The sequence below is a fragment of the Photobacterium sp. J15 genome (genome assembly GCF_963870815.1).
Classification (GTDB): Bacteria; Pseudomonadota; Gammaproteobacteria; order Enterobacterales; family Vibrionaceae; genus Photobacterium; species Photobacterium marinum.
In genome coordinates this window covers 152,189-176,379 of the sequence record NZ_CAWMUI010000001.1, presented here as the reverse complement: position 1 = coordinate 176,379, position 24,191 = coordinate 152,189, and the positions used below count along the sequence as shown (strand labels likewise).

The following is a 24,191-nucleotide window of genomic DNA, read 5'->3' as shown; positions in this document are numbered from 1 at the left end:
ATCCGTGACACAAGATGACATCGGTATACATAGTATTCGAGAACTTTCTGGTATAATCACTCTCTTATTTAACATATTTATCTTAAATTGATCGCGTAAACGAGGCGATAATGGATTCAGCTATTGCTAACAGGCAGCGTATTGAGCAATTACCTTGTATTGCACACAAGCCAGCAGATTTAGAAACACTTTTCGACGCAGCATCATTTCGCGAACGTCTTCACAAAGAAATTACCCAGGCTAAGCAACGCATTTACCTTGTTGCACTTTACCTGCAGGACGATGAGGCCGGCCGAGGTATCCTAACTGCGTTATATGAAGCGAAAGAAGCCAATCCAGAACTGGATATCAAAGTGTTAGTTGACTGGCACAGGGCCCAGCGCGGTCTTATCGGTGCCGCTCAGTCTGATGGTAACGCGGCGTTGTATCGTGAGTTCGCAGAAAAATACAACCAGCATATCGATGTGCTTGGCGTTCCGGTACGCGATCGAGAAGTATTTGGCGTGCTTCACCTGAAAGGTTTCGTCATTGATGACAAAGTCATATACAGCGGTGCAAGTCTAAACGATGTTTACCTGGCCCAGCACGACCGCTATCGTTACGATCGATACCATGTTATCCATAACCCTCTGCTGGCAGACAGCATGGCTAAATTCATCATGGATAACCTGGTCAAAAGTGATGCCGTAAACTGCCTCAGCCAGTCAGAAAGGCCACAAACAAAAGCATTAAAAGGCGCTATCAAAAGCTTCCGTAGTCAACTACAGCGCGCCAACTATTCATTTGATTCAGAGCAAATCAATGAAGAGGAAGTTGGCCTGACTCCCCTTGTCGGACTAGGCAAACGCAAAAACAAATTAAATCAGCATATTTGTACTCTTATAGCGAGCGCACAGAAAGAGCTGACTATTTGTACCCCATACTTTAACTTCCCGAGAACTATCAGCAGGGAAGTCAAACGCGCACTTCGCCGTGGCGTGAAGGTCACGATTGTCGTGGGTGATAAAACAGCAAACGACTTTTATATTCCACCAAGCGAGCCATTTAAAACCATTGCTGGCTTGCCATACCTGTATGAAGTCAACTTACGCAACTTTGCTAAACAAAATGAGTCAGCCATCGCACGCCGCCAACTTGCGATTCACCTCTGGAAGCATAATGACAACAGCTTCCATCTAAAAGGTATTTGGGTCGACCGCAGCTATATGCTGATCACGGGTAACAACCTTAACCCACGAGCCTGGAAACTTGATCTTGAGAATGCCATTCTGGTGCATGACAAAAACCAGCTGCTGGCAGAACAAAAGCAGAAAGAACTCGACTGCATTTTAAGCCATACTCAATTAGTAGGCAGCTATAAGTTGATTGAGAAAGTTGATACCTACCCGGCTCCGGTCAGAAAACTGATCAAACGGATCCGAAGAATCAAAGCCGATCATATCCTGAACCAGATCTTATAAAGAGAAAGCATATGACAATCGCCGCTATTGACGTTGATCCACAGCGAACATTCAGCCCTCTATGTCCTGAAGAACTTCCTGTTCAGGAAGGAGACCTGATAGCTCCTGCACTCAATGCACAAGCGGCGCTTGCCGATTATCGGATACTCACTAAAGACGCTCACCCGGCCAGTGCTGTTTGGGTTGTCGATACTCATGATGAAATGCTGCGGCCACTTTCGCACCCTAACGCAGATCTCACTTGGGTAGCCCATGCCGTTCCAGGAACACCCGGCTTCCAGACGATACCAGGCCTACCGGCAATAACTGATTATGATCATGTTATCTGGAAGGGAATTGAACCAGATCTTCACCCCTATGGTGCCTGTTATCATGATCTGCAAGAGAAACTGAGCACTGGGCTGATCGAGTGGCTTGAAAGCAAGAACGTCGCAACAGTTATTGTCGGCGGCCTTGCCACTGATTACTGTGTCAAAACCACCGCGCTCCAACTGCAAAAGACAGGAAAGTTCAGAGTCATTGTCAATTTGGCTGCTTGCCGGGGTATAGCACCAGAAACAACCGAGTCCGGATGTAATGAAATGCGTAATGCCGGTATCCTCATTACTCAGCAGACGGAAGAAATCTCCCGATACCTATAATCGACAAAGCCTCCTTTATGGCTGCTTTTTTCTATAGCAACCACACTCTCTATACCCACACCCTACTCTGCTATCCTCGATAGCATTCAGCGTAAGCCCGCCAGCTTCATGGTCACTTCGACTATCAACATGCACAAAATCGCAAACCAGAGAGTCTTGTGACAGGCCTGTATCGTCAAGACACAATAAAAGCAATCTCAGTTCAGAGGGGAAGTTATACAGTACAATAAGAGCATTGAAGAAAATTCTGAAAGGCAAACGCAAAAAGGCCATCCTTTCGGATGGCCTTTTCTAAATTGGAAGCCTGGCGATGTCCTACTCTCACATGGGGAGGCCCCACACTACCATCGGCGCTATTACGTTTCACTACTGAGTTCGGCATGGGATCAGGTGGGTCCATAATGCTATGGTCGCCAAGCAAAATTCTTACAATCTCGGAAAATCTGACTATGTTCTCGCACTACATTCAAGTGCTCATGGAGTCCGTAAAACCCCTTGGGTGTTGTATGGTTAAGCCTCACGGGCAATTAGTACAGGTTAGCTCAACGCCTCACAGCGCTTACACACCCTGCCTATCAACGTTCTAGTCTTGAACAGCCCTTCAGGATACTTAAAGTATCAGGGATGACTCATCTTGAGGCTCGCTTCCCGCTTAGATGCTTTCAGCGGTTATCGATTCCGAACTTAGCTACCGGGCAATGCGTCTGGCGACACAACCCGAACACCAGCGGTTCGTCCACTCCGGTCCTCTCGTACTAGGAGCAGCCCCTCTCAATCATCCAGCGCCCACGGCAGATAGGGACCGAACTGTCTCACGACGTTCTAAACCCAGCTCGCGTACCACTTTAAATGGCGAACAGCCATACCCTTGGGACCGACTTCAGCCCCAGGATGTGATGAGCCGACATCGAGGTGCCAAACACCGCCGTCGATATGAACTCTTGGGCGGTATCAGCCTGTTATCCCCGGAGTACCTTTTATCCGTTGAGCGATGGCCCTTCCATTCAGAACCACCGGATCACTATGACCTGCTTTCGCACCTGCTCGAACCGTCATTCTCGCAGTCAAGCGGGCTTATGCCATTGCACTAACCTCACGATGTCCGACCGTGATTAGCCCACCTTCGTGCTCCTCCGTTACGCTTTGGGAGGAGACCGCCCCAGTCAAACTACCCACCAGGCACTGTCCTCACCCCGGATAACGGGGCCAAGTTAGAACATCAACACTACAAGGGTGGTATTTCAAGGACGGCTCCACAGATACTGGCGTACCTGCTTCGAAGCCTCCCACCTATCCTACACATGTAGGGTCAATGTTCAGTGCCAAGCTGTAGTAAAGGTTCACGGGGTCTTTCCGTCTAGCCGCGGGGACGCAGCATCTTCACTGCGATTTCAATTTCACTGAGTCTCGGGTGGAGACAGCGTGGCCATCATTACGCCATTCGTGCAGGTCGGAACTTACCCGACAAGGAATTTCGCTACCTTAGGACCGTTATAGTTACGGCCGCCGTTTACCGGGGCTTCGATCAAGAGCTTCGACCTAAGTCTAACCCCATCAATTAACCTTCCGGCACCGGGCAGGCGTCACACCGTATACGTCATCTTTCGATTTTGCACAGTGCTGTGTTTTTAATAAACAGTTGCAGCCACCTGGTATCTGCGACTGCCGGCAGCTCCAAGAGCAAGTCTCTTCACCGCCAGCAGCGTACCTTCTCCCGAAGTTACGGTACCATTTTGCCTAGTTCCTTCACCCGAGTTCTCTCAAGCGCCTTGGTATTCTCTACCTGATCACCTGTGTCGGTTTGGGGTACGATTCCTTACTATCTGAAGCTTAGAGGCTTTTCCCGGAAGCATGGCATCAATAACTTCACTGCCGTAGCAGCTCGACATCGGGTCTCAGCCTGATGTATTCCCGGATTTGCCTAAGAATACAGCCTACACCCTTGAACCAGGACAACCGTCGCCTGGCCCACCTAGCCTTCTCCGTCCCCCCATCGCAATAGTAAGAAGTACGGGAATATTAACCCGTTTCCCATCGACTACGCCTTTCGGCCTCGCCTTAGGGGTCGACTCACCCTGCCCCGATTAACGTTGGACAGGAACCCTTGATCTTCCGGCGAGGAGGTTTTTCACCCCCTTTATCGTTACTCATGTCAGCATTCGCACTTCTGATACGTCCAGCAAGCCTTACGACTCACCTTCAACCGCTTACAGAACGCTCCCCTACCCAATACGCCAATGCGCATTGCCGCAGCTTCGGTGTATAGCTTAGCCCCGTTAAATCTTCCGCGCAGGCCGACTCGACCAGTGAGCTATTACGCTTTCTTTAAATGATGGCTGCTTCTAAGCCAACATCCTGGCTGTCTGAGCCTTCCCACATCGTTTCCCACTTAGCTATAACTTTGGGACCTTAGCTGGCGGTCTGGGTTGTTTCCCTCTCCACGACGGACGTTAGCACCCGCCGTGTGTCTCCCGGATAGTACTTACTGGTATTCGGAGTTTGCAAAGGGTTGGTAAGTCGGGATGACCCCCTAGCCTTAACAGTGCTCTACCCCCAGTAGTATTCGTCCGAGGCGCTACCTAAATAGCTTTCGGGGAGAACCAGCTATCTCCAGGTTTGATTGGCCTTTCACCCCTAGCCACAAGTCATCCGCTAATTTTTCAACATTAGTCGGTTCGGTCCTCCAGTAAGTGTTACCTCACCTTCAACCTGCCCATGGCTAGATCACCTGGTTTCGGGTCTAATCCCAGCAACTGCACGCCCAGTTAAGACTCGGTTTCCCTACGGCTCCCCTATTCGGTTAACCTTGCTACTGAAATTAAGTCGCTGACCCATTATACAAAAGGTACGCAGTCACCCCGAAGGGCTCCTACTGCTTGTACGTACACGGTTTCAGGTTCTATTTCACTCCCCTCACAGGGGTTCTTTTCGCCTTTCCCTCACGGTACTGGTTCACTATCGGTCAGTCAGGAGTATTTAGCCTTGGAGGATGGTCCCCCCATGTTCAGACAGGATATCACGTGTCCCGTCCTACTCGATTTCACTCGTTATGCGCCGTCGGCTACGGGGCTGTCACCCTGTATCGCCAAGCTTTCCAGCTTGTTCACCTAACGCAAGACTAGCTTAAGGGCTAATCCGGTTTCGCTCGCCGCTACTGCCGGAATCTCGGTTGATTTCTGTTCCTCGGGGTACTTAGATGTTTCAGTTCCCCCGGTTCGCCTCACAACGCTATGTATTCACGTTGTGATACTTGCTTATACAAGTGGGTTTCCCCATTCGGAAATCCGAGAGTATAGTGATTCTTACCATCTCCTCTCGGCTTATCGCAGGTTAGCACGTCCTTCATCGCCTCTGACTGCCAAGGCATCCACCGTGTACGCTTAGTCACTTAACCATACAACCCCAAGAGGTTTCGTATGGCAAACAACCAAGGTTTTCCATCTGAGTATTGATGGAATAGTTTTGCCGGACTCTTACACAAGACACTTGAATGTGTATTGCTTGAGAACTCGTTTGTCTTTCGACAAACAATAATTCAATTATGAATTACTAGTCAGCTTTCCAGATTGTTAAAGAGCATGTGTTTCCATCAGGAACCACTTTTTAAATATTCTTGTGTAAAAACACTTAAAGAGTGGTGGAGCTAAGCAGGATCGAACTGCTGACCTCCTGCGTGCAAGGCAGGCGCTCTCCCAGCTGAGCTATAGCCCCATCATGGGTATCTTTCAAAGAGAAAGAGTGGTGGGCGATACCGGGCTCGAACCAGTGACCCCCTCCTTGTAAGGGAGGTGCTCTCCCAACTGAGCTAATCGCCCTCCGATGTTTTACATCTTCCGAGGAGAAGATGGTGGGTCGTGCAGGATTCGAACCTGCGACCAATTGATTAAAAGTCAACTGCTCTACCAACTGAGCTAACGACCCGTGGCGTCCCATAGGGGAGTCGAACCCCTGTTACCGCCGTGAAAGGGCGGTGTCCTAGGCCTCTAGACGAATGGGACTAAGTGTGTCAGGTTTGGGCACCTGAACATGTTCTTTACTTTTTAACCAGGCAATCTGTGTGGACACTGCATCAAATGAGCAGTCTATCGTTAAGGAGGTGATCCAGCCCCAGGTTCCCCTAGGGCTACCTTGTTACGACTTCACCCCAGTCATGAACCACACCGTGGTAAACGCCCTCCCGAAGGTTAAGCTATCTACTTCTGGTGCAGCCCACTCCCATGGTGTGACGGGCGGTGTGTACAAGGCCCGGGAACGTATTCACCGTGGCATTCTGATCCACGATTACTAGCGATTCCGACTTCATGGAGTCGAGTTGCAGACTCCAATCCGGACTACGACATACTTTCTGGGATTCGCTCACCATCGCTGGTTGGCCGCCCTCTGTATATGCCATTGTAGCACGTGTGTAGCCCTACTCGTAAGGGCCATGATGACTTGACGTCGTCCCCACCTTCCTCCGGTTTATCACCGGCAGTCTCCCTGGAGTTCCCACCCGAAGTGCTGGCAAACAAGGATAAGGGTTGCGCTCGTTGCGGGACTTAACCCAACATTTCACAACACGAGCTGACGACAGCCATGCAGCACCTGTCTCACGGTTCCCGAAGGCACTCCTCTATCTCTAAAGGATTCCGTGGATGTCAAGAGTAGGTAAGGTTCTTCGCGTTGCATCGAATTAAACCACATGCTCCACCGCTTGTGCGGGCCCCCGTCAATTCATTTGAGTTTTAATCTTGCGACCGTACTCCCCAGGCGGTCTACTTAACGCGTTAGCTCCGAAAGCCAGAACTCAAGGTCCCAACCTCCAAGTAGACATCGTTTACGGCGTGGACTACCAGGGTATCTAATCCTGTTTGCTCCCCACGCTTTCGCATCTGAGCGTCAGTCTTTGTCCAGGGGGCCGCCTTCGCCACCGGTATTCCTTCAGATCTCTACGCATTTCACCGCTACACCTGAAATTCTACCCCCCTCTACAAGACTCTAGCCTGCCAGTTCAAAATGCTGTTCCGAGGTTAAGCCCCGGGCTTTCACATCTTGCTTAACAGACCGCCTGCATGCGCTTTACGCCCAGTAATTCCGATTAACGCTCGCACCCTCCGTATTACCGCGGCTGCTGGCACGGAGTTAGCCGGTGCTTCTTCTGCAGCTAACGTCAAAGATATACGCTATTAACGCATACCCCTTCCTCACTGCTGAAAGTACTTTACAACCCGAAGGCCTTCTTCATACACGCGGCATGGCTGCATCAGGGTTTCCCCCATTGTGCAATATTCCCCACTGCTGCCTCCCGTAGGAGTCTGGACCGTGTCTCAGTTCCAGTGTGGCTGATCATCCTCTCAGACCAGCTAGGGATCGTCGCCTTGGTGAGCCGTTACCCCACCAACTAGCTAATCCCACCTGGGCTAATCCTGACGCGAGAGGCCCGAAGGTCCCCCTCTTTGCTCCGAAGAGATTATGCGGTATTAGCTATCGTTTCCAATAGTTATCCCCCACATCAGGGCATATTCCCAGGCATTACTCACCCGTCCGCCGCTCGCCGCCCATAATTTCCACCGAAGCTTCTATTATGTCGCTGCCGCTCGACTTGCATGTGTTAGGCCTGCCGCCAGCGTTCAATCTGAGCCATGATCAAACTCTTCAATTCAAGTTTTGGCTCAATGAATACTGATTGTTCCAACCGAAGTTGAAACGAATTGACTGTGCCAAATAATAAGTAAACTTAGTATTTGTATTGGTCACTCAGTTCATTGATAAATCTTTTTGACTAATCATTTCACGAGTGCCCACACAGATTGCATGGTCAAATTGTTAAAGAACGTTGACTTTCAATGCCTTAGCACTGTGTGCATCAGCAAGTCAGGTGGCGTATAATACGCTTTTCTGATGTCCAGTCAAGATAAAATTTTCAACTTTTTCATTGCCTCAATGGAAAAGCAAAAACCCTATGTTGACTCCGCTCACATCCTGTCCGGTTTGAGCGAAAGAAAAGCCCGTTGTTGCCAACGGGCTTCCTGAAATCAAAGCCTGGCGATGTCCTACTCTCACATGGGGAGGCCCCACACTACCATCGGCGCTATTACGTTTCACTACTGAGTTCGGCATGGGATCAGGTGGGTCCATAATGCTATGGTCGCCAAGCAAATTCGTTACAATCTTGGAAAATCTGACTATGTTCTCGCACTACATTCAAGTGCTCATGGAGTCCTATAAAACCCCTTGGGTGTTGTATGGTTAAGCCTCACGGGCAATTAGTACAGGTTAGCTCAACGCCTCACAGCGCTTACACACCCTGCCTATCAACGTTCTAGTCTTGAACAGCCCTTCAGGATACTTAAAGTATCAGGGATGACTCATCTTGAGGCTCGCTTCCCGCTTAGATGCTTTCAGCGGTTATCGATTCCGAACTTAGCTACCGGGCAATGCGTCTGGCGACACAACCCGAACACCAGCGGTTCGTCCACTCCGGTCCTCTCGTACTAGGAGCAGCCCCTCTCAATCATCCAGCGCCCACGGCAGATAGGGACCGAACTGTCTCACGACGTTCTAAACCCAGCTCGCGTACCACTTTAAATGGCGAACAGCCATACCCTTGGGACCGACTTCAGCCCCAGGATGTGATGAGCCGACATCGAGGTGCCAAACACCGCCGTCGATATGAACTCTTGGGCGGTATCAGCCTGTTATCCCCGGAGTACCTTTTATCCGTTGAGCGATGGCCCTTCCATTCAGAACCACCGGATCACTATGACCTGCTTTCGCACCTGCTCGAACCGTCATTCTCGCAGTCAAGCGGGCTTATGCCATTGCACTAACCTCACGATGTCCGACCGTGATTAGCCCACCTTCGTGCTCCTCCGTTACGCTTTGGGAGGAGACCGCCCCAGTCAAACTACCCACCAGGCACTGTCCTCACCCCGGATAACGGGGCCAAGTTAGAACATCAACACTACAAGGGTGGTATTTCAAGGACGGCTCCACAGATACTGGCGTACCTGCTTCGAAGCCTCCCACCTATCCTACACATGTAGGGTCAATGTTCAGTGCCAAGCTGTAGTAAAGGTTCACGGGGTCTTTCCGTCTAGCCGCGGGGACGCAGCATCTTCACTGCGATTTCAATTTCACTGAGTCTCGGGTGGAGACAGCGTGGCCATCATTACGCCATTCGTGCAGGTCGGAACTTACCCGACAAGGAATTTCGCTACCTTAGGACCGTTATAGTTACGGCCGCCGTTTACCGGGGCTTCGATCAAGAGCTTCGACCTAAGTCTAACCCCATCAATTAACCTTCCGGCACCGGGCAGGCGTCACACCGTATACGTCATCTTTCGATTTTGCACAGTGCTGTGTTTTTAATAAACAGTTGCAGCCACCTGGTATCTGCGACTGCCGGCAGCTCCAAGAGCAAGTCTCTTCACCGCCAGCAGCGTACCTTCTCCCGAAGTTACGGTACCATTTTGCCTAGTTCCTTCACCCGAGTTCTCTCAAGCGCCTTGGTATTCTCTACCTGATCACCTGTGTCGGTTTGGGGTACGATTCCTTACTATCTGAAGCTTAGAGGCTTTTCCCGGAAGCATGGCATCAATGACTTCACTGCCGTAGCAGCTCGACATCGGGTCTCAGCCTGACGTATTCCCGGATTTGCCTAAGAATACAGCCTACACCCTTGAACCAGGACAACCGTCGCCTGGCCCACCTAGCCTTCTCCGTCCCCCCATCGCAATAGTAAGAAGTACGGGAATATTAACCCGTTTCCCATCGACTACGCCTTTCGGCCTCGCCTTAGGGGTCGACTCACCCTGCCCCGATTAACGTTGGACAGGAACCCTTGATCTTCCGGCGAGGAGGTTTTTCACCCCCTTTATCGTTACTCATGTCAGCATTCGCACTTCTGATACGTCCAGCAAGCCTTACGACTCACCTTCAACCGCTTACAGAACGCTCCCCTACCCAATACGCTAATGCGCATTGCCGCAGCTTCGGTGTATAGCTTAGCCCCGTTAAATCTTCCGCGCAGGCCGACTCGACCAGTGAGCTATTACGCTTTCTTTAAATGATGGCTGCTTCTAAGCCAACATCCTGGCTGTCTGAGCCTTCCCACATCGTTTCCCACTTAGCTATAACTTTGGGACCTTAGCTGGCGGTCTGGGTTGTTTCCCTCTCCACGACGGACGTTAGCACCCGCCGTGTGTCTCCCGGATAGTACTTACTGGTATTCGGAGTTTGCAAAGGGTTGGTAAGTCGGGATGACCCCCTAGCCTTAACAGTGCTCTACCCCCAGTAGTATTCGTCCGAGGCGCTACCTAAATAGCTTTCGGGGAGAACCAGCTATCTCCAGGTTTGATTGGCCTTTCACCCCTAGCCACAAGTCATCCGCTAATTTTTCAACATTAGTCGGTTCGGTCCTCCAGTAAGTGTTACCTCACCTTCAACCTGCCCATGGCTAGATCACCTGGTTTCGGGTCTAATCCCAGCAACTGCACGCCCAGTTAAGACTCGGTTTCCCTACGGCTCCCCTATTCGGTTAACCTTGCTACTGAAATTAAGTCGCTGACCCATTATACAAAAGGTACGCAGTCACCCCGAAGGGCTCCTACTGCTTGTACGTACACGGTTTCAGGTTCTATTTCACTCCCCTCACAGGGGTTCTTTTCGCCTTTCCCTCACGGTACTGGTTCACTATCGGTCAGTCAGGAGTATTTAGCCTTGGAGGATGGTCCCCCCATGTTCAGACAGGATATCACGTGTCCCGTCCTACTCGATTTCACTCGTTATGCGCCGTCGGCTACGGGGCTGTCACCCTGTATCGCCAAGCTTTCCAGCTTGTTCACCTAACGCAAGACTAGCTTAAGGGCTAATCCGGTTTCGCTCGCCGCTACTGCCGGAATCTCGGTTGATTTCTGTTCCTCGGGGTACTTAGATGTTTCAGTTCCCCCGGTTCGCCTCACAACGCTATGTATTCACGTTGTGATACTTGCTTATGCAAGTGGGTTTCCCCATTCGGAAATCCGAGAGTATAGTGATTCTTACCATCTCCTCTCGGCTTATCGCAGGTTAGCACGTCCTTCATCGCCTCTGACTGCCAAGGCATCCACCGTGTACGCTTAGTCACTTAACCATACAACCCCAAGAGGTTTCGTATGGCAAACAACCAAGGTTTTCCATCTGAGTAAATGATGGAATAGTTTTGCCGGACTCTTACACAAGACACTTGAATGTGTATTGCTTGAGAACTCGTTTGTCTTTCGACAAACAATAATTCAATTATGAATTACTAGTCAGCTTTCCAGATTGTTAAAGAGCATGTGTTTCCATCAGGAACCACTTTTTAAAGTTTCTTAAGGAAAAAACCTTAAAGAGTGGCGTCCCATAGGGGAGTCGAACCCCTGTTACCGCCGTGAAAGGGCGGTGTCCTAGGCCTCTAGACGAATGGGACTAAGTGTGTCAGGTTTGGGTACCTGAACATGTTCTTTACTTTTTAACCAGGCAATCTGTGTGGACACTGCATCAAATGAGCAGTCTATCGTTAAGGAGGTGATCCAGCCCCAGGTTCCCCTAGGGCTACCTTGTTACGACTTCACCCCAGTCATGAACCACACCGTGGTAAACGCCCTCCCGAAGGTTAAGCTATCTACTTCTGGTGCAGCCCACTCCCATGGTGTGACGGGCGGTGTGTACAAGGCCCGGGAACGTATTCACCGTGGCATTCTGATCCACGATTACTAGCGATTCCGACTTCATGGAGTCGAGTTGCAGACTCCAATCCGGACTACGACATACTTTCTGGGATTCGCTCACCATCGCTGGTTGGCCGCCCTCTGTATATGCCATTGTAGCACGTGTGTAGCCCTACTCGTAAGGGCCATGATGACTTGACGTCGTCCCCACCTTCCTCCGGTTTATCACCGGCAGTCTCCCTGGAGTTCCCACCCGAAGTGCTGGCAAACAAGGATAAGGGTTGCGCTCGTTGCGGGACTTAACCCAACATTTCACAACACGAGCTGACGACAGCCATGCAGCACCTGTCTCACGGTTCCCGAAGGCACTCCTCTATCTCTAAAGGATTCCGTGGATGTCAAGAGTAGGTAAGGTTCTTCGCGTTGCATCGAATTAAACCACATGCTCCACCGCTTGTGCGGGCCCCCGTCAATTCATTTGAGTTTTAATCTTGCGACCGTACTCCCCAGGCGGTCTACTTAACGCGTTAGCTCCGAAAGCCAGAACTCAAGGTCCCAACCTCCAAGTAGACATCGTTTACGGCGTGGACTACCAGGGTATCTAATCCTGTTTGCTCCCCACGCTTTCGCATCTGAGCGTCAGTCTTTGTCCAGGGGGCCGCCTTCGCCACCGGTATTCCTTCAGATCTCTACGCATTTCACCGCTACACCTGAAATTCTACCCCCCTCTACAAGACTCTAGCCTGCCAGTTCAAAATGCTGTTCCGAGGTTAAGCCCCGGGCTTTCACATCTTGCTTAACAGACCGCCTGCATGCGCTTTACGCCCAGTAATTCCGATTAACGCTCGCACCCTCCGTATTACCGCGGCTGCTGGCACGGAGTTAGCCGGTGCTTCTTCTGCAGCTAACGTCAAAGATGCACGCTATTAACGTACACCCCTTCCTCACTGCTGAAAGTACTTTACAACCCGAAGGCCTTCTTCATACACGCGGCATGGCTGCATCAGGGTTTCCCCCATTGTGCAATATTCCCCACTGCTGCCTCCCGTAGGAGTCTGGACCGTGTCTCAGTTCCAGTGTGGCTGATCATCCTCTCAGACCAGCTAGGGATCGTCGCCTTGGTGAGCCGTTACCCCACCAACTAGCTAATCCCACCTGGGCTAATCCTGACGCGAGAGGCCCGAAGGTCCCCCTCTTTGCTCCGAAGAGATTATGCGGTATTAGCTATCGTTTCCAATAGTTATCCCCCACATCAGGGCATATTCCCAGGCATTACTCACCCGTCCGCCGCTCGCCGCCCATAATTTCCACCGAAGCTTCTATTATGTCGCTGCCGCTCGACTTGCATGTGTTAGGCCTGCCGCCAGCGTTCAATCTGAGCCATGATCAAACTCTTCAATTCAAGTTTTGGCTCAATGAATACTGATTGTTCCAACCGAAGTTGAAACGAATTGACTGTGCCAAATAATAAGTAAACTTAGTATTTGCATTGGTCACTCAGTTCATTGATAAATCTTTTTGACTAATCATTTCACGAGTGCCCACACAGATTGCATGGTTAAATTATTAAAGAACATTGCCGAACACGTCGCTAACTTATATAAGTCGCCGTACTCCGTGTCGGTGAGGCGGCATTATAGAGACTTTGATCACTCTGACAAGCCCTTTTTTTAAAAAAAATAGCCGCTTGGTGATTATTTCAGCTAATGTGAGAGAAACGCCTCTAATTTCAACATTGGAGGATCGTCACATTCACTAACTAGCAATTGCAAGTCAATGAAAGTAATATCGATGTGACTCTGTTGTTAAAATAAGCAATAACTTCTCTTCTTATAATTATTTATGACGATGTAGCTTTGAATATGAAATTTTCCAATCCAATTATGTTAGCGATAGCCGCTATTGCCATTATCGGGGCCTTACTATTTTCCTTTATCCCTTTAGCTCCGGGTATCAGTTTCGCTCTGGGTGCAATCGTGGCTGGTTTCGCTGTTGACCACTTACAGAAGACAAACCTAAGTGTCGATTCATCTCAGAGTAGTAAAACCCTTTATGTTGGTAACCTGCCCTACCGGGCGAATGAAAGCGATGTGAAGAAACTATTTGCCGATCACGGCGAAGTGTTTGCTGTACGCCTGATGAAAGACAAGCGCACAGGTAAAAGACGAGGGTTTGGTTTTGTTGTTATGAACAGCAATGATGCTGATAACGCCATCAGCCAACTCAACAATAAAGAATATGGTCAACGCACTTTGAAAGTGAGAGAAGCTAACGAACCTAAAGCTTCGGATAGTTCAGAGATTGAATAGCCTCTAGCTTCATTTCTTTTAAACTTTGATTCAGCGCCGCGTGATGATTTACCGCGGCGCTGTTGTATGTAAAGTTCACCACACTATCCACTCGTCGCACTTCTATTTCTCCCAGTAACGCTTTTACACGATTCGCAATTGCCAGCCCCGAATCAATTATGTTCACCGGTGCGCCAAACGCATCCGCAATTTCCCCCTTAATAAGAGGGAAGTGAGTACAACCTAATACAATGCTGTCAATCTTATCCTGCCAAGGAGAAAGAATTTCTGACAGTTCTTTCATCGGGACAGCGATTCCGCGCAACTTCGCTTCAGCCATTTCAACAAGACGAGTGGAGCCGATACGATGAACATCGCAATCACTGGCAAACTGACTGACAAGCTGATCGGTGTATTCACGCTTTACGGTAGCCGGTGTAGCCAATAGTCCAATTGCTTTGCGCTCACTGAGCAATGCAGCGGGCTTTATCGCAGGAACAACACCGACAATGGGAATCGTTAATCGAGAACGGAGTGTTGGTAGGACAATAGTGCTTGCCGTATTGCAGGCAATCACCACTAGGTCAATATTATGACGTTCAACTAAGAGCGAAACGATATGCATCGTTCGGGTAATTAATTCTGCTTCAGGCAGCTCGCCATAAGGAAAGGCGGCATCATCGAATGCATACACATATTGTACATTGGGTAACTGGGCATAAATTTCCTGGTAAACAGATAAGCCACCAACACCAGAATCAAAAATGAGTACCCGTTTCACTCTTCACCACATACAAAATTAACTCTCAGGGCGCTCATCATACTGCGATCTTCATCAGATAAAAAATGATGCTAACCAGCAAATGCTGAATTCATCAGTTGGTATCTCTGATAGTGAAAACGATCCTGCCGTTCGATGCCTTGAAGCTTGAGTTGCAGTTTCCCTGAAAAACAAGGGGCTTCTATAACCAGTGTATGGAATTCACCATCTTCTCCACATGGATCGATTCCCTCGGGAAGTCCGACTAAAAAGTCTTCTGTGTACCAATGACCACAATAACGACCATCTAACTGACTGGTATCAACTGTGGTAACTAATGTCCTGATACCACAATCAATGATCTCCTTTGCCAAGACACGACTATCACGACCTAACAATGGAAAGACACACTGCCAACCTGCAGGTTCAATATAGCTTCGACGATAATCTGCAATACCATTACAAAACATGTCACCAAACGCGACAGCATCAAAGACCACCTTGCTGTCTCTCAAGCCATTCACGACTAATGACTGATAAACCTCATTCGGCGGGAAAACTTCAGGCAATGGAATAGTAATTAAAGGTAATCCGGCTAACCGAGCCTGTTCTTTGACAACATCAAGTGGTGTAGCCTGAAACGGCACTTCGTCTTTCAGGTATGTGGTATAGAGGCCCACGATCTCGTAACGGGGATCATTAAGAAGTTTAATCAGCGTCAGGGTAGAGTCTTTGCCTGAAGACCAGCTGACAATGGTTTTTAGTGGTTTCATAGCTATGATGATTAAGAAAGCCACCCATCGGTGGCTTTAATTTTATTAAATCTCTAGAACTGATAATTGATTGTCATGAAGTAACTACGTTCAGGAGCTTGGTAATCACTGACAGTCTCGTAGTCCTTATCAAACAGGTTAGCAACTCGTCCACGAACAGTAAGTGCATCTGTTACATAATAGCTAGCCGCAAAATCAAACAGGGAGTATGAATTTAGTTTCTTAGTATTCGCAGCATCATTGTAGCGCTTACCTTGATATAGGTAACTCAAATCAAATTGCCACTGATCGAGTAAGTAAGAAATATTCCATTTTCCACTTTCTTTTGCTCGTCGTTGCAACTCATTACCCGTATCTTTATCTTCTGCATCTAGAAAATCCATAGATAGGTCATGATACAGAGCTCCAGTTACAAAGTTTGCTGTTAACTCTAAACCTTTAATTTCAGCTTCGCCCACATTAACGTTCGTGGTGCCATTTGATGATATAAGGTTGTCAATGTTGTTCTGATAAACAGCAATACGCCAACCAATAAGACTATACTCGCCTTCTAAAGCCACTTCATAGTTTTTGGACTCTTCAGGTTTCAAGTCTGGATTTCCAGAGTAACATCCCCATGATGAACACTCTAATGGCCAATACAATTCATTAAACGTTGGCGCCTTAAATGCAGTGCCCATCGAAGTGGTCACTCGAATATTCTCTATAAACGACCATCCGGCACCAACTTGCCAAGTCGTTTCTCCACCATAAGCGTCATGATCATCATGACGCACATTACCTTCAAGCTGAAATGTATCATTATCATAAAGCGCCAAGAGGTAGGCTGCAGTATTATCACGCTGAGTCTCGGTATATTGGGCTGAGCTATTCGTCACCTCCTCAGTGGACCAATCCAGCCCTCCACCAATTTGGATATGACTATTCAACTGGTAAAAGTTTGCCCAGGTAACCGTTGTTCGTTGTGTTTCAATAGTCCCAGGTATTTTACCCTGACCATATGACTCAGCTTCATCCTGATTGTTTGACAAAGTAAAAGCTGAAGACAGTTCGTCACTTTGAAACTGAATAGTCCCTGCAACGTTATACAAATCACTCTTACTTTTATCTACACCTGACCACGGGTTATCAAACTCAGTGTATTTATCTTGGTAATAACCGTTAAGCTTTATCACCCAATTCTCATTTAACTGCTTACCAGCATCAGTTACAAAATACTTATTTCGATAACCATCGTCATCTTTGTCTAATGGGTTCGAACTTGTCGGCTGAACATCATATCCATCACTGGTTTCATACGTCGCAGCAATTTTGCCCCATAAGCCATTTTCATTACTACCAGCAGCACTTACACCAGAACTATAGTAATTATCACTACCAACACCAGCATCCAATGCAATGCCATCATTACCCTGGTAAGTCGTAATAATGTTAATCACACCACTTACAGCATCTGAACCATAAACAGCAGCCCTTGGGCCACGAACAAACTCAATTTGTTCTACTCCAGATAGAGGAATAGCAGTAAAGTTGGCATACCCTAACGTTGCACTACCGATTCGTACTCCATTCATCAAAACAAGTACATGTTTTGAAGATGTTCCTCGTATATATAACTCTGCATTCTGCCCTGGCCCACCTTGGTTAGCTACCTGAACCCCAGGCAAACGACGTAAAACTTCAACTAATGATTTAGCCTGAATTGCGTCAATTTCTTCTTTCGTAACAACCGAGACAGGCGCAATAACATTTTTAATCGGCTGTTCAAATCGGTTGGCCGTCACGACCATCACTTCATCGGGTGTGGCTTCTGCTGCAAAAGCATTAGATTGGAAACACAGCGGCGCCAACGCCACTGCTAACAGCGTTCTTTTCATTTATTTTGATACCTTAAGTCGCGTTTATAACAAAGCAGCACTCCTGCTTGCTACACTGGTCGGTCTTCGGACTTAAGAGCAAGGTTAAATAACCACCTAAGGCAACAACTTCCCACTTCTGTTTGCTGCATTGCACAGCCGGAAGAAGCAGTGTTCGGAACTTTCGTCCATGTGCTTTCGTTCTCTATCACCGCTGCGCGTCAGTCACGGAGTTCCACCGTGTTCCCTCACCTGATTACAGGTTAACCAGCGCAAGAAGAATGCTAATTAGCATTGCAGTGATTGTCTAGCTTTGTTGTCGATTGCATATTAATAATCACTGCCAGCTACACTTTTATCCGGCACAACACTGGACATCAGTGACCAATGCAATAAAATCTGCGCTCTTAATTTGAGCAGTTTGAGGCACACGAAATGGCATCCACCGCAATTAATCCAGCTGATTACCAGTCACAGCTGGATGAAAAAGCAGAGCGTATTCAAAAGATCTTTGCAGACTTTGAAACCCCTGAACTTGAGGTGTTCGCCTCACCTGCTGAGCATTACCGTATGCGTGCTGAATTCCGCGTTTGGCACGAAGGTGATGACCTTTACTACATCATGTTCAATCAGGAAACGCGTGAGAAATACCGCGTCGATCAGTTCCCGGCAGCCAGCCGTCTGATCAACGACCTGATGCCACTACTGGTTGATGCACTGAAGCCTGTTAAAGCACTACGCCACAAACTGTTCCAGGTTGATTTCCTGTCAACACTGAGCGGTGAGATCCTGGTTTCTATGCTGTACCACCGCCAACTGGACGAAGAGTGGGTGACAGAAGCAAAAGCTCTGAAACAGCGCCTGAACGATGAAGGCTTCAACCTGAACTTCATTGGCCGTGCCCGTAAGCAGAAAATCGTACTAGATCAGGATTTCGTAATTGAAAAACTGAACGTTTACGACCGTACCCTGACTTACAAGCAGGTAGAGAACAGCTTTACCCAACCAAACGGTGAAGTTGCCCAGAAGATGTTGGAATGGGCTGTTGACTGTACTCGCGATAGCGAAGGCGACCTGCTGGAACTTTACTGTGGTAACGGTAACTTCTCGCTGGCGCTGGCACAAAACTTCGAACGTGTACTGGCAACCGAACTGGCAAAACCATCTGTTGATTCGGCGCAATACAACATTGCAGTCAATGAGATCGACAATGTCCAAATCATCCGTATGTCTGCCGAAGACTTTACTGATGCAATGGAAGGTAAGCGTGAGTTCCGCCGCCTGAAAGATCAGGGGATTGATCTGAAGAGCTACAACTGCAATACGATTTTTGTCGATCCGCCACGCTCAGGTATGGATGAAGGCACCTGCCGCATGGTTCAGGCTTATGACCGAATCATGTACATCTCATGCAACCCTGAAACACTGAAAGAGAACCTGGATATCCTGGGCGAGACTCACCGTGTGACCCGTTTTGCCCTATTCGATCAGTTCCCATATACCCACCACATGGAAGCGGGCGTACTGCTTGAACGTAAGTAATCCGCAGGATTCGAGCACAAAAAAAGGCGCCAATGGCGCCTTTTTTACATCTGCTTATGATTAAGCATCCGCAGATTTTGATTTCGAGTTCATGATACCCAGCTTGTAAACAACCCAGAACAGCAAACCCAGCGCAATAATCAGCGGCAGGAAGTTAGAGCCCATATCCGGGGTTTGGGCACGTAAGAAGGCCGAATATCCAAATGCACCAACCAGGAAGCAGGCAAATGCAATAGCAGGAGTGCCTTCAGCCATAGGTTTGTTCAGGTATTCCTGGTACAGGCAGTACACTGCCAGACCAAATGCGATAACAGGGAAAACTGAAAACGAAACAGCGCTCGATGTGAATACAGCCAAAGTCGCATTACCACACAGACCTGCCAATAATGATAGGACCAGCGTTTTACGCTCAGCTTTTACTTGTTCCTTGTTCATATCCTTTTCACCAACAAAATAAAGTTAGAGTTTCTGCCTGAGCTCTCGGCGCTCACGCTCTTTGCGATACCAATAGGCACCCTTTGCAATCATTCGCAATTGCATGATCAGTCGTTCGGCATGCTCGGCACGCGCATGACTGTCCAGATCCAACGCCTCAGCACCGGAACTGAAGACCAGAGTGACCGATGCTTCAGCCTGAGTATAGGCTTCATCATGGGTCACGCCGGTTTTGGCTACTAAATACTCGGTCAACTCCGCCACAAAATGCTGGATTTCCCGGGCAACAGCCGCACGAAACGCGGGGGAAGTACCGGAACGTTCGCGCAAAAGCAACCTGAAGACGTTCGGGCTACTTTCAATAAATTCCATAAATGTTTCTACAGAGGTACGGATCACACTGCCCTCTTTAGCAATGCGTTGACGTGCCTGACGCATCAGCTGACGAAGGATCAAGCCGCCTTCATCAACCATAGTCAGACCCAGCTCATCCATATCTTTAAAATGACGGTAAAAAGACGTCGGTGCAATACCAGCTTCCCGCGCCACTTCACGCAAACTAAGACTGGAAAAGCTACGTTCCGCACTCAGCTGATTAAATGCAGCATCGATTAATGAACGACGGGTTTTTTCTTTTTGCTGAGCCCTGATACCCATGAACCTATTGTTTCTCTGTAAACTTTTTTCGCAACTATACGCGCTTTTACTTACCACTTCAGCGTGATTCGTCATTTATATGACGATCAAACCATACTAATTCCTGATCTGAGCTGAATCAAAGCCGTAATTATTACTTTTAACTATCGGCTCACAAACTGACAGAATGTCGCTTTACTGACAGCTTACTCGTTATTCTAACGATTTTTATCATTAACAACGTGATCGCTCACTCCCTATGACCAATCGCTAATTCTAACCCTGACGACAAGAAGTTAAACTATAGCAACAGCAATGTTGCAGGGATGATAAAAAGGCAGAAACCATGACCAAGTCTACAAAAAAGAGTGTTCAGCACTTTGATGCCATCGTCATCGGCAGTGGCCCGGGAGGGGAAGGTGCGGCAATGGGACTAACCAAAGCCGGATTCAATGTCGCGATTATCGAACGGGAAGACAGTGTCGGCGGCGGGTGTACCCATTGGGGAACCATTCCCTCCAAAGCATTGCGTCATGCGGTCAGCCGAATCATTGAGTTCAACCAAAACCCACTTTATTGCAAAAACAACTCCACCCTGCACAGTACTTTCAGCCAGATCCTCGGCCATGCACAGGATGTCGTGAACAAACAGACCCGCATGCGCCAAGGATTTTACGACCGTAACCAGTGTACGATTATTTTCGGCGAAGCCAGTTTTACCGACAGCCACACCATCAGAGTCACAGCCCCTGACGGCAGCCTCGACACTTACAGCGCTGACAAATTTGTCATTGCTACTGGCTCACGTCCCTACCAGCCGAATGATGTCGATTTCCGCCATTCACGGATCTATGACAGTGATTCCATTCTCCGGCTGAAACACGACCCGCGCCATATCATCATTTACGGAGCCGGGGTGATCGGCTGCGAATATGCGTCAATTTTCCGCGGGCTCGGGGTTAAAGTCGATTTAATCAACACCCGGGATCGACTGCTAGAATTCCTCGATAACGAAATTTCAGACTCACTGTCCTATCACTTGTGGAACAGCGGGGCGATGATCCGCAACGGCGAGATCTACGAGAAAATTGAAGGCACGAAAGACGGGGTGATCCTTCACTTGCAGTCGGGCAAAAAGATGCGGGCAGACTGCCTGCTATACGCCAATGGTCGGACAGGCAATACCGATCGGCTAAACCTGGATAAAGTCGGCCTGACACCGGACTCACGCGGTCAACTCAAGGTAAACCCAAATTACCGGACCGAGGTCGAGCACATCTATGCTGTCGGTGATGTGATTGGTTACCCCAGCCTGGCCAGTGCCGCTTACGATCAGGGGCGGTTTGTCGCTCAGGCTATCGCCAACGGAGCCGCGCAAAGCCAGCTTATTGATCATATCCCGACCGGTATCTATACCATTCCGGAAATCAGCTCAGTCGGTAAAACCGAGCAGGAACTGACAGCGGAAAAAGTGCCTTATGAAGTCGGCCGCTCTCAGTTCAAGCATCTGGCCCGGGCGCAGATTGCCGGAACCGAAGTCGGTAGCCTGAAGATCCTCTTCCACCGCGAAACCAAAGAGATCCTCGGGATCCATTGTTTCGGTGAACGTGCTGCGGAGATCATCCACATCGGCCAGGCAATCATGGAGCAGAAAGGCGAAGGCAATACCATCGACTATTTCGTCAATACCACATTCAACTATCCGACTATGGCTGAAGCCTACCGGGTAGCCGCCCTTAATGGCCTGAATCGATTGTTTTAATTCCTTCAAACATAAAAAACGGAGCTTGTGCTCCGTTTATTTATTCAGTGAGGATTAATTGGCGTCCATCATCCGATTGTCTGGTGTCAGGATTGACGACCAAGGCAGGCTTTCATCACCCAGCGTAATAAAGTTCGGATTTTCCAGCGTATGACGCTCATTGTAAGAGAGCGGCGTCAAATGCGTATTAAGAATCCTGCCACCAGCTTCTTCGACAATACATTGAGTCGCAGCAGTATCCCACTCCCCGGTCGGGCCAAGGCGCAGATAACAATCCACCGTACCTTCTGCCACTAAGCAAGACTTCAAAGCAGCAGAACCCAATGGAACCAAATCATAATTCAATGACGGATCGAGCCTGCCGGTAATCGCACTGATATCCTGGCGACGGCTGATCGCCACCGCAATCGACTGAGTTGGCAACTCATGCTTATGGGTTGAGATCCTTACCGTTTCACCTTCAGGCGTTATTTTCCAGGCACCTTTTCCCTGGCAGGCATAATAAGAGACTCCGGATACCGGCGCATAAACCACGCCCATGATCGGACGATGATTTTCCACCAAAGCGATAATAGTGGCAAAGTCACCACTACCGGCAATGAATTCCTGAGTTCCGTCCAGCGGATCCACCAGCCAGTATCGCTGCCACTGGCTGCGCTCAGACAGCGGGATCGCAGAATCTTCTTCCGACAGCACCGGAATATCCGGCGTCAGTTCTGTCAGCTTCTCCATGACCAGTTTATGCGCGGCTAAATCAGCGCTGGTCACCGGAGTGTTATCAGTTTTCACCATCTTTTCAAACTGACCGCGCTGGTAGATATCAAGGATCACCTGCCCAGACGCACGGGCTATATCAATAACGGAAGGCAACAGGTTCGATAAGTCCATAACTCGCTCCTATTGTGATAGTTGTTTTAATGCGAGGAAAAGTGCAGTGATACTTCTGGCTTCGGCAAAATCAAGGTGATGAACCAACTCTTCTGCCTGGTTAACCGGCCAGCGCACTACTTCCAGCGGTTCAGGTTCATCACCTTCTAAACGCTCTGGATACAGGTCGCTGGCAAGGAACAATGTCATCTTACTGGAGAAATATGAAGGTGCCAGAACAACTTCTTTCAGTGGCTGCAGGTTACGGGCTCCAAAGCCGATTTCTTCCTTCAGCTCACGGTCTGCCGCTTCTGCCGCTGACTCACCATGATCGATCAGGCCTTTCGGGAAGCCTAATTCATAACGCTCTGTACCGGCAGAATATTCACGAATCAACAGCAAATCACCATCTTCTGTCACTGGCACCACCAGCACGGCATGACGGCCACTTGGCTTCATTCGCTCGTAAGTTCGCTCTTCACCATTGGAAAAACGTAAATCAAGGGATTCGATTTTGAAGAGTCGAGACTGGGCAACCACTTCCGTTGCCAGAATTTCAGGTTTGTTCTTATCCAGAGCCATGCCGTTATCCTGTATCACCATTGAAGCACCCGCTAACGGAAAGCCGCTTCTGCCAAGCAGGCGGCCATCCGATACGGGTAGTAGCTATTTAAGGGCAATAGCCGAGTGAAATAAAGTAAATTATAGGGAAAGCGTTAAGTTGACTGAACAACTCAACTATTAGAGACGGCCACTGTAGTTAATCTTGTAGCGCCCTTTCGGATCTGGGTTACCTAGCCACTTCAGCTGTTTACCCAACTGTGGCGGGAACTCAGCCCCAGGTTTGAACCAGCCATTCAGGCTATAGCTCTGATTTTTTGCCAACTCAGCCTGCCATTCACTCGATACAGCTTTCGAGTCCTGATTCACAGCCGCAACCACTTTACCCTGATCGCACTTCAGATCGGCAATAACCGGTCCGGGTTTTAATTCACCCAATGGCGAACTAACACTTCCAGCACTCCAGACCAGTGAGCCGTCAAGAACAGAACAATAAGGTGACTGATACTGGTAATCACGTAATGTCAGTTCCAAGCTGCCGGCAACCGTTGCCGGAACCGCTACTCGGGCATATTTCATAACCTGCTGCGCCGGCATCGACACCAACAGTTTTTCAGCAAACGGACCTGCAGAGCCGTATCCAATCACCCCACGGCCATTGAGGCTCATGTCACTTCCCTGACCAAAACGCACGTCAAACGCCGCTTTGCCAGTCAGCAAGGAGCCGATACGCATGTCCCATTGCAGGCGACCATAATTCTGGCCCTGCCATTCAACCCGGGAAGCGGAACCCAGCCAAGGAGTACCACTCATTCCTGAGACTTTTAATCCGCGAACAGGCGGAACCTGCTGCCAAACCCAGTTTGCCGGAATGTGAGCAACTAAGCTGGCTACCAATACGGCGCCAAAAGAGACGCCTAATCCTATCTTATACTTCAC

Annotated in this window: 13 protein-coding genes, 5 tRNA genes, 6 rRNA genes and 1 riboswitch; of the genes, 5 read left to right on the top strand and 19 right to left on the bottom strand. The window is 48.9% G+C overall.

Annotated features, from left to right (window positions below):
- The first annotated feature begins 110 nt into the window (after window positions 1-110).
- Together pssA and AACQ93_RS00835 are read left to right on the top strand one after the other, a co-directional pair.
- Window positions 111-1,460 carry a CDP-diacylglycerol--serine O-phosphatidyltransferase gene (gene pssA, locus AACQ93_RS00840; RefSeq protein ID WP_064601589.1) on the top strand — a complete coding sequence of 450 codons (1,350 nt, stop codon included), beginning with the start codon at window positions 111-113 and terminating at the stop codon, window positions 1,458-1,460.
- A gap of 11 nt (window positions 1,461-1,471) precedes the next feature.
- On the top strand, window positions 1,472-2,101 hold the full coding sequence (locus AACQ93_RS00835) for a nicotinamidase (RefSeq protein ID WP_064601588.1): 630 nt from the start codon (window positions 1,472-1,474) through the stop codon (window positions 2,099-2,101).
- A gap of 302 nt (window positions 2,102-2,403) precedes the next feature.
- Here the strand turns inward: AACQ93_RS00835 and rrf (AACQ93_RS00830) are convergent.
- The 11 genes from rrf (AACQ93_RS00830) to AACQ93_RS00780 form a co-directional block, all read right to left on the bottom strand.
- Window positions 2,404-2,519 (bottom strand): 5S ribosomal RNA (rrf, locus tag AACQ93_RS00830).
- An 88-nt stretch (window positions 2,520-2,607) separates the two neighbouring features.
- Window positions 2,608-5,495 (bottom strand): 23S ribosomal RNA (locus AACQ93_RS00825).
- A gap of 241 nt (window positions 5,496-5,736) precedes the next feature.
- Window positions 5,737-5,812, bottom strand: a tRNA-Ala gene (locus AACQ93_RS00820).
- Between the two features lie 28 nt (window positions 5,813-5,840).
- A tRNA-Val gene (locus tag AACQ93_RS00815) sits at window positions 5,841-5,916 on the bottom strand.
- Window positions 5,917-5,946: 30 nt separating this feature from the next.
- Window positions 5,947-6,022: transfer RNA gene (locus AACQ93_RS00810), tRNA-Lys, on the bottom strand.
- 1 nt (window position 6,023) lies between these two features.
- Window positions 6,024-6,099: transfer RNA gene (locus AACQ93_RS00805), tRNA-Glu, on the bottom strand.
- Window positions 6,100-6,190: 91 nt separating this feature from the next.
- A 16S ribosomal RNA gene (locus AACQ93_RS00800) occupies window positions 6,191-7,742 on the bottom strand.
- 378 nt (window positions 7,743-8,120) lie between these two features.
- Window positions 8,121-8,236, bottom strand: a 5S ribosomal RNA gene (gene rrf, locus AACQ93_RS00795).
- Window positions 8,237-8,325: 89 nt separating this feature from the next.
- Window positions 8,326-11,213 (bottom strand): 23S ribosomal RNA (locus AACQ93_RS00790).
- A gap of 242 nt (window positions 11,214-11,455) precedes the next feature.
- A tRNA-Glu gene (locus AACQ93_RS00785) sits at window positions 11,456-11,531 on the bottom strand.
- A gap of 91 nt (window positions 11,532-11,622) precedes the next feature.
- Window positions 11,623-13,174: ribosomal RNA gene (locus tag AACQ93_RS00780) — 16S ribosomal RNA — on the bottom strand.
- Together the 16S, 23S and 5S rRNA genes with 5 tRNA genes alongside form the textbook arrangement of a ribosomal RNA operon.
- Window positions 13,175-13,634: 460 nt before the next feature.
- Between AACQ93_RS00780 and AACQ93_RS00775 the strand changes: the two genes are divergently transcribed.
- On the top strand, window positions 13,635-14,081 hold the full coding sequence (locus AACQ93_RS00775) for an RNA recognition motif domain-containing protein (protein ID WP_064601587.1): 447 nt from the start codon (window positions 13,635-13,637) through the stop codon (window positions 14,079-14,081).
- Here AACQ93_RS00775 and murI read toward each other — a convergent pair.
- From murI to AACQ93_RS00760, 3 genes are all read right to left on the bottom strand, one after another.
- A complete protein-coding gene (gene murI / locus AACQ93_RS00770; RefSeq protein WP_064601586.1) occupies window positions 14,050-14,841 on the bottom strand; it encodes a glutamate racemase in 792 nt (263 codons plus the stop codon). The two genes, AACQ93_RS00775 and murI, sit on opposite strands and share 32 nt — an antisense overlap.
- A 71-nt stretch (window positions 14,842-14,912) precedes the next feature.
- The gene (locus AACQ93_RS00765) at window positions 14,913-15,593 is read right to left on the bottom strand and encodes a Dph6-related ATP pyrophosphatase (RefSeq protein WP_064601585.1); all 681 of its coding nucleotides are present in this window, start codon (window positions 15,591-15,593) and stop codon (window positions 14,913-14,915) included.
- Window positions 15,594-15,646: 53 nt separating this feature from the next.
- On the bottom strand, window positions 15,647-17,470 hold the full coding sequence (locus AACQ93_RS00760) for a TonB-dependent receptor domain-containing protein (protein WP_064601584.1): 1,824 nt from the start codon (window positions 17,468-17,470) through the stop codon (window positions 15,647-15,649).
- A 40-nt stretch (window positions 17,471-17,510) separates the two neighbouring features.
- Window positions 17,511-17,736, bottom strand: a riboswitch (cobalamin riboswitch).
- A 148-nt stretch (window positions 17,737-17,884) separates the two neighbouring features.
- Here AACQ93_RS00760 and trmA point away from each other — a divergent pair.
- Window positions 17,885-18,991, top strand: a complete 1,107-nt coding sequence (gene trmA / locus AACQ93_RS00755; RefSeq protein ID WP_064601583.1) for a tRNA (uridine(54)-C5)-methyltransferase TrmA — start codon at window positions 17,885-17,887, stop codon at window positions 18,989-18,991.
- A gap of 60 nt (window positions 18,992-19,051) precedes the next feature.
- Here the strand turns inward: trmA and AACQ93_RS00750 are convergent, their stop codons facing one another.
- Entirely contained in the window at window positions 19,052-19,426 is a 375-nt protein-coding gene (locus AACQ93_RS00750) for a YijD family membrane protein (RefSeq protein ID WP_064601582.1), read from the bottom strand.
- 24 nt (window positions 19,427-19,450) lie between these two features.
- The gene (fabR, locus tag AACQ93_RS00745; protein ID WP_007471138.1) at window positions 19,451-20,083 is read right to left on the bottom strand and encodes an HTH-type transcriptional repressor FabR; all 633 of its coding nucleotides are present in this window, start codon (window positions 20,081-20,083) and stop codon (window positions 19,451-19,453) included.
- Between the two features lie 325 nt (window positions 20,084-20,408).
- On the opposite strand from fabR, the gene sthA reads away from it, so the two are divergent.
- Window positions 20,409-21,824 (top strand): Si-specific NAD(P)(+) transhydrogenase, encoded by a 1,416-nt coding sequence (sthA, locus tag AACQ93_RS00740; RefSeq protein ID WP_064601581.1) that lies wholly within the window; start codon window positions 20,409-20,411, stop codon window positions 21,822-21,824.
- A 54-nt stretch (window positions 21,825-21,878) separates the two neighbouring features.
- Here the strand turns inward: sthA and cysQ are convergent, their stop codons facing one another.
- The 3 genes from cysQ to AACQ93_RS00725 form a co-directional block, all read right to left on the bottom strand.
- The gene (gene cysQ / locus AACQ93_RS00735; protein ID WP_064601580.1) at window positions 21,879-22,712 is read right to left on the bottom strand and encodes a 3'(2'),5'-bisphosphate nucleotidase CysQ; all 834 of its coding nucleotides are present in this window, start codon (window positions 22,710-22,712) and stop codon (window positions 21,879-21,881) included.
- A gap of 9 nt (window positions 22,713-22,721) precedes the next feature.
- Complete coding sequence (gene nudE, locus AACQ93_RS00730) at window positions 22,722-23,273, bottom strand: ADP compounds hydrolase NudE (protein WP_007471131.1); 552 nt, start codon at window positions 23,271-23,273, stop codon at window positions 22,722-22,724.
- 159 nt (window positions 23,274-23,432) lie between these two features.
- A complete protein-coding gene (locus AACQ93_RS00725; protein WP_064601579.1) occupies window positions 23,433-24,191 on the bottom strand; it encodes a type II secretion system protein N in 759 nt (252 codons plus the stop codon).

Coding starts and splice junctions, on each gene's coding strand:
- pssA (WP_064601589.1), top strand. CDS start 111: ATGGATTCAGCTATTGCTAACAGGCAGCGTATTGAGCAATTACCTTGT.
- AACQ93_RS00835 (WP_064601588.1), top strand. CDS start 1,472: ATGACAATCGCCGCTATTGACGTTGATCCACAGCGAACATTCAGCCCT.
- AACQ93_RS00775 (WP_064601587.1), top strand. CDS start 13,635: ATGAAATTTTCCAATCCAATTATGTTAGCGATAGCCGCTATTGCCATT.
- AACQ93_RS00765 (WP_064601585.1), bottom strand. CDS start 15,593: ATGAAACCACTAAAAACCATTGTCAGCTGGTCTTCAGGCAAAGACTCT.
- AACQ93_RS00760 (WP_064601584.1), bottom strand. CDS start 17,470: ATGAAAAGAACGCTGTTAGCAGTGGCGTTGGCGCCGCTGTGTTTCCAA.
- trmA (WP_064601583.1), top strand. CDS start 17,885: ATGGCATCCACCGCAATTAATCCAGCTGATTACCAGTCACAGCTGGAT.
- AACQ93_RS00750 (WP_064601582.1), bottom strand. CDS start 19,426: ATGAACAAGGAACAAGTAAAAGCTGAGCGTAAAACGCTGGTCCTATCA.
- fabR (WP_007471138.1), bottom strand. CDS start 20,083: ATGGGTATCAGGGCTCAGCAAAAAGAAAAAACCCGTCGTTCATTAATC.
- sthA (WP_064601581.1), top strand. CDS start 20,409: ATGACCAAGTCTACAAAAAAGAGTGTTCAGCACTTTGATGCCATCGTC.
- cysQ (WP_064601580.1), bottom strand. CDS start 22,712: ATGGACTTATCGAACCTGTTGCCTTCCGTTATTGATATAGCCCGTGCG.
- nudE (WP_007471131.1), bottom strand. CDS start 23,273: ATGGCTCTGGATAAGAACAAACCTGAAATTCTGGCAACGGAAGTGGTT.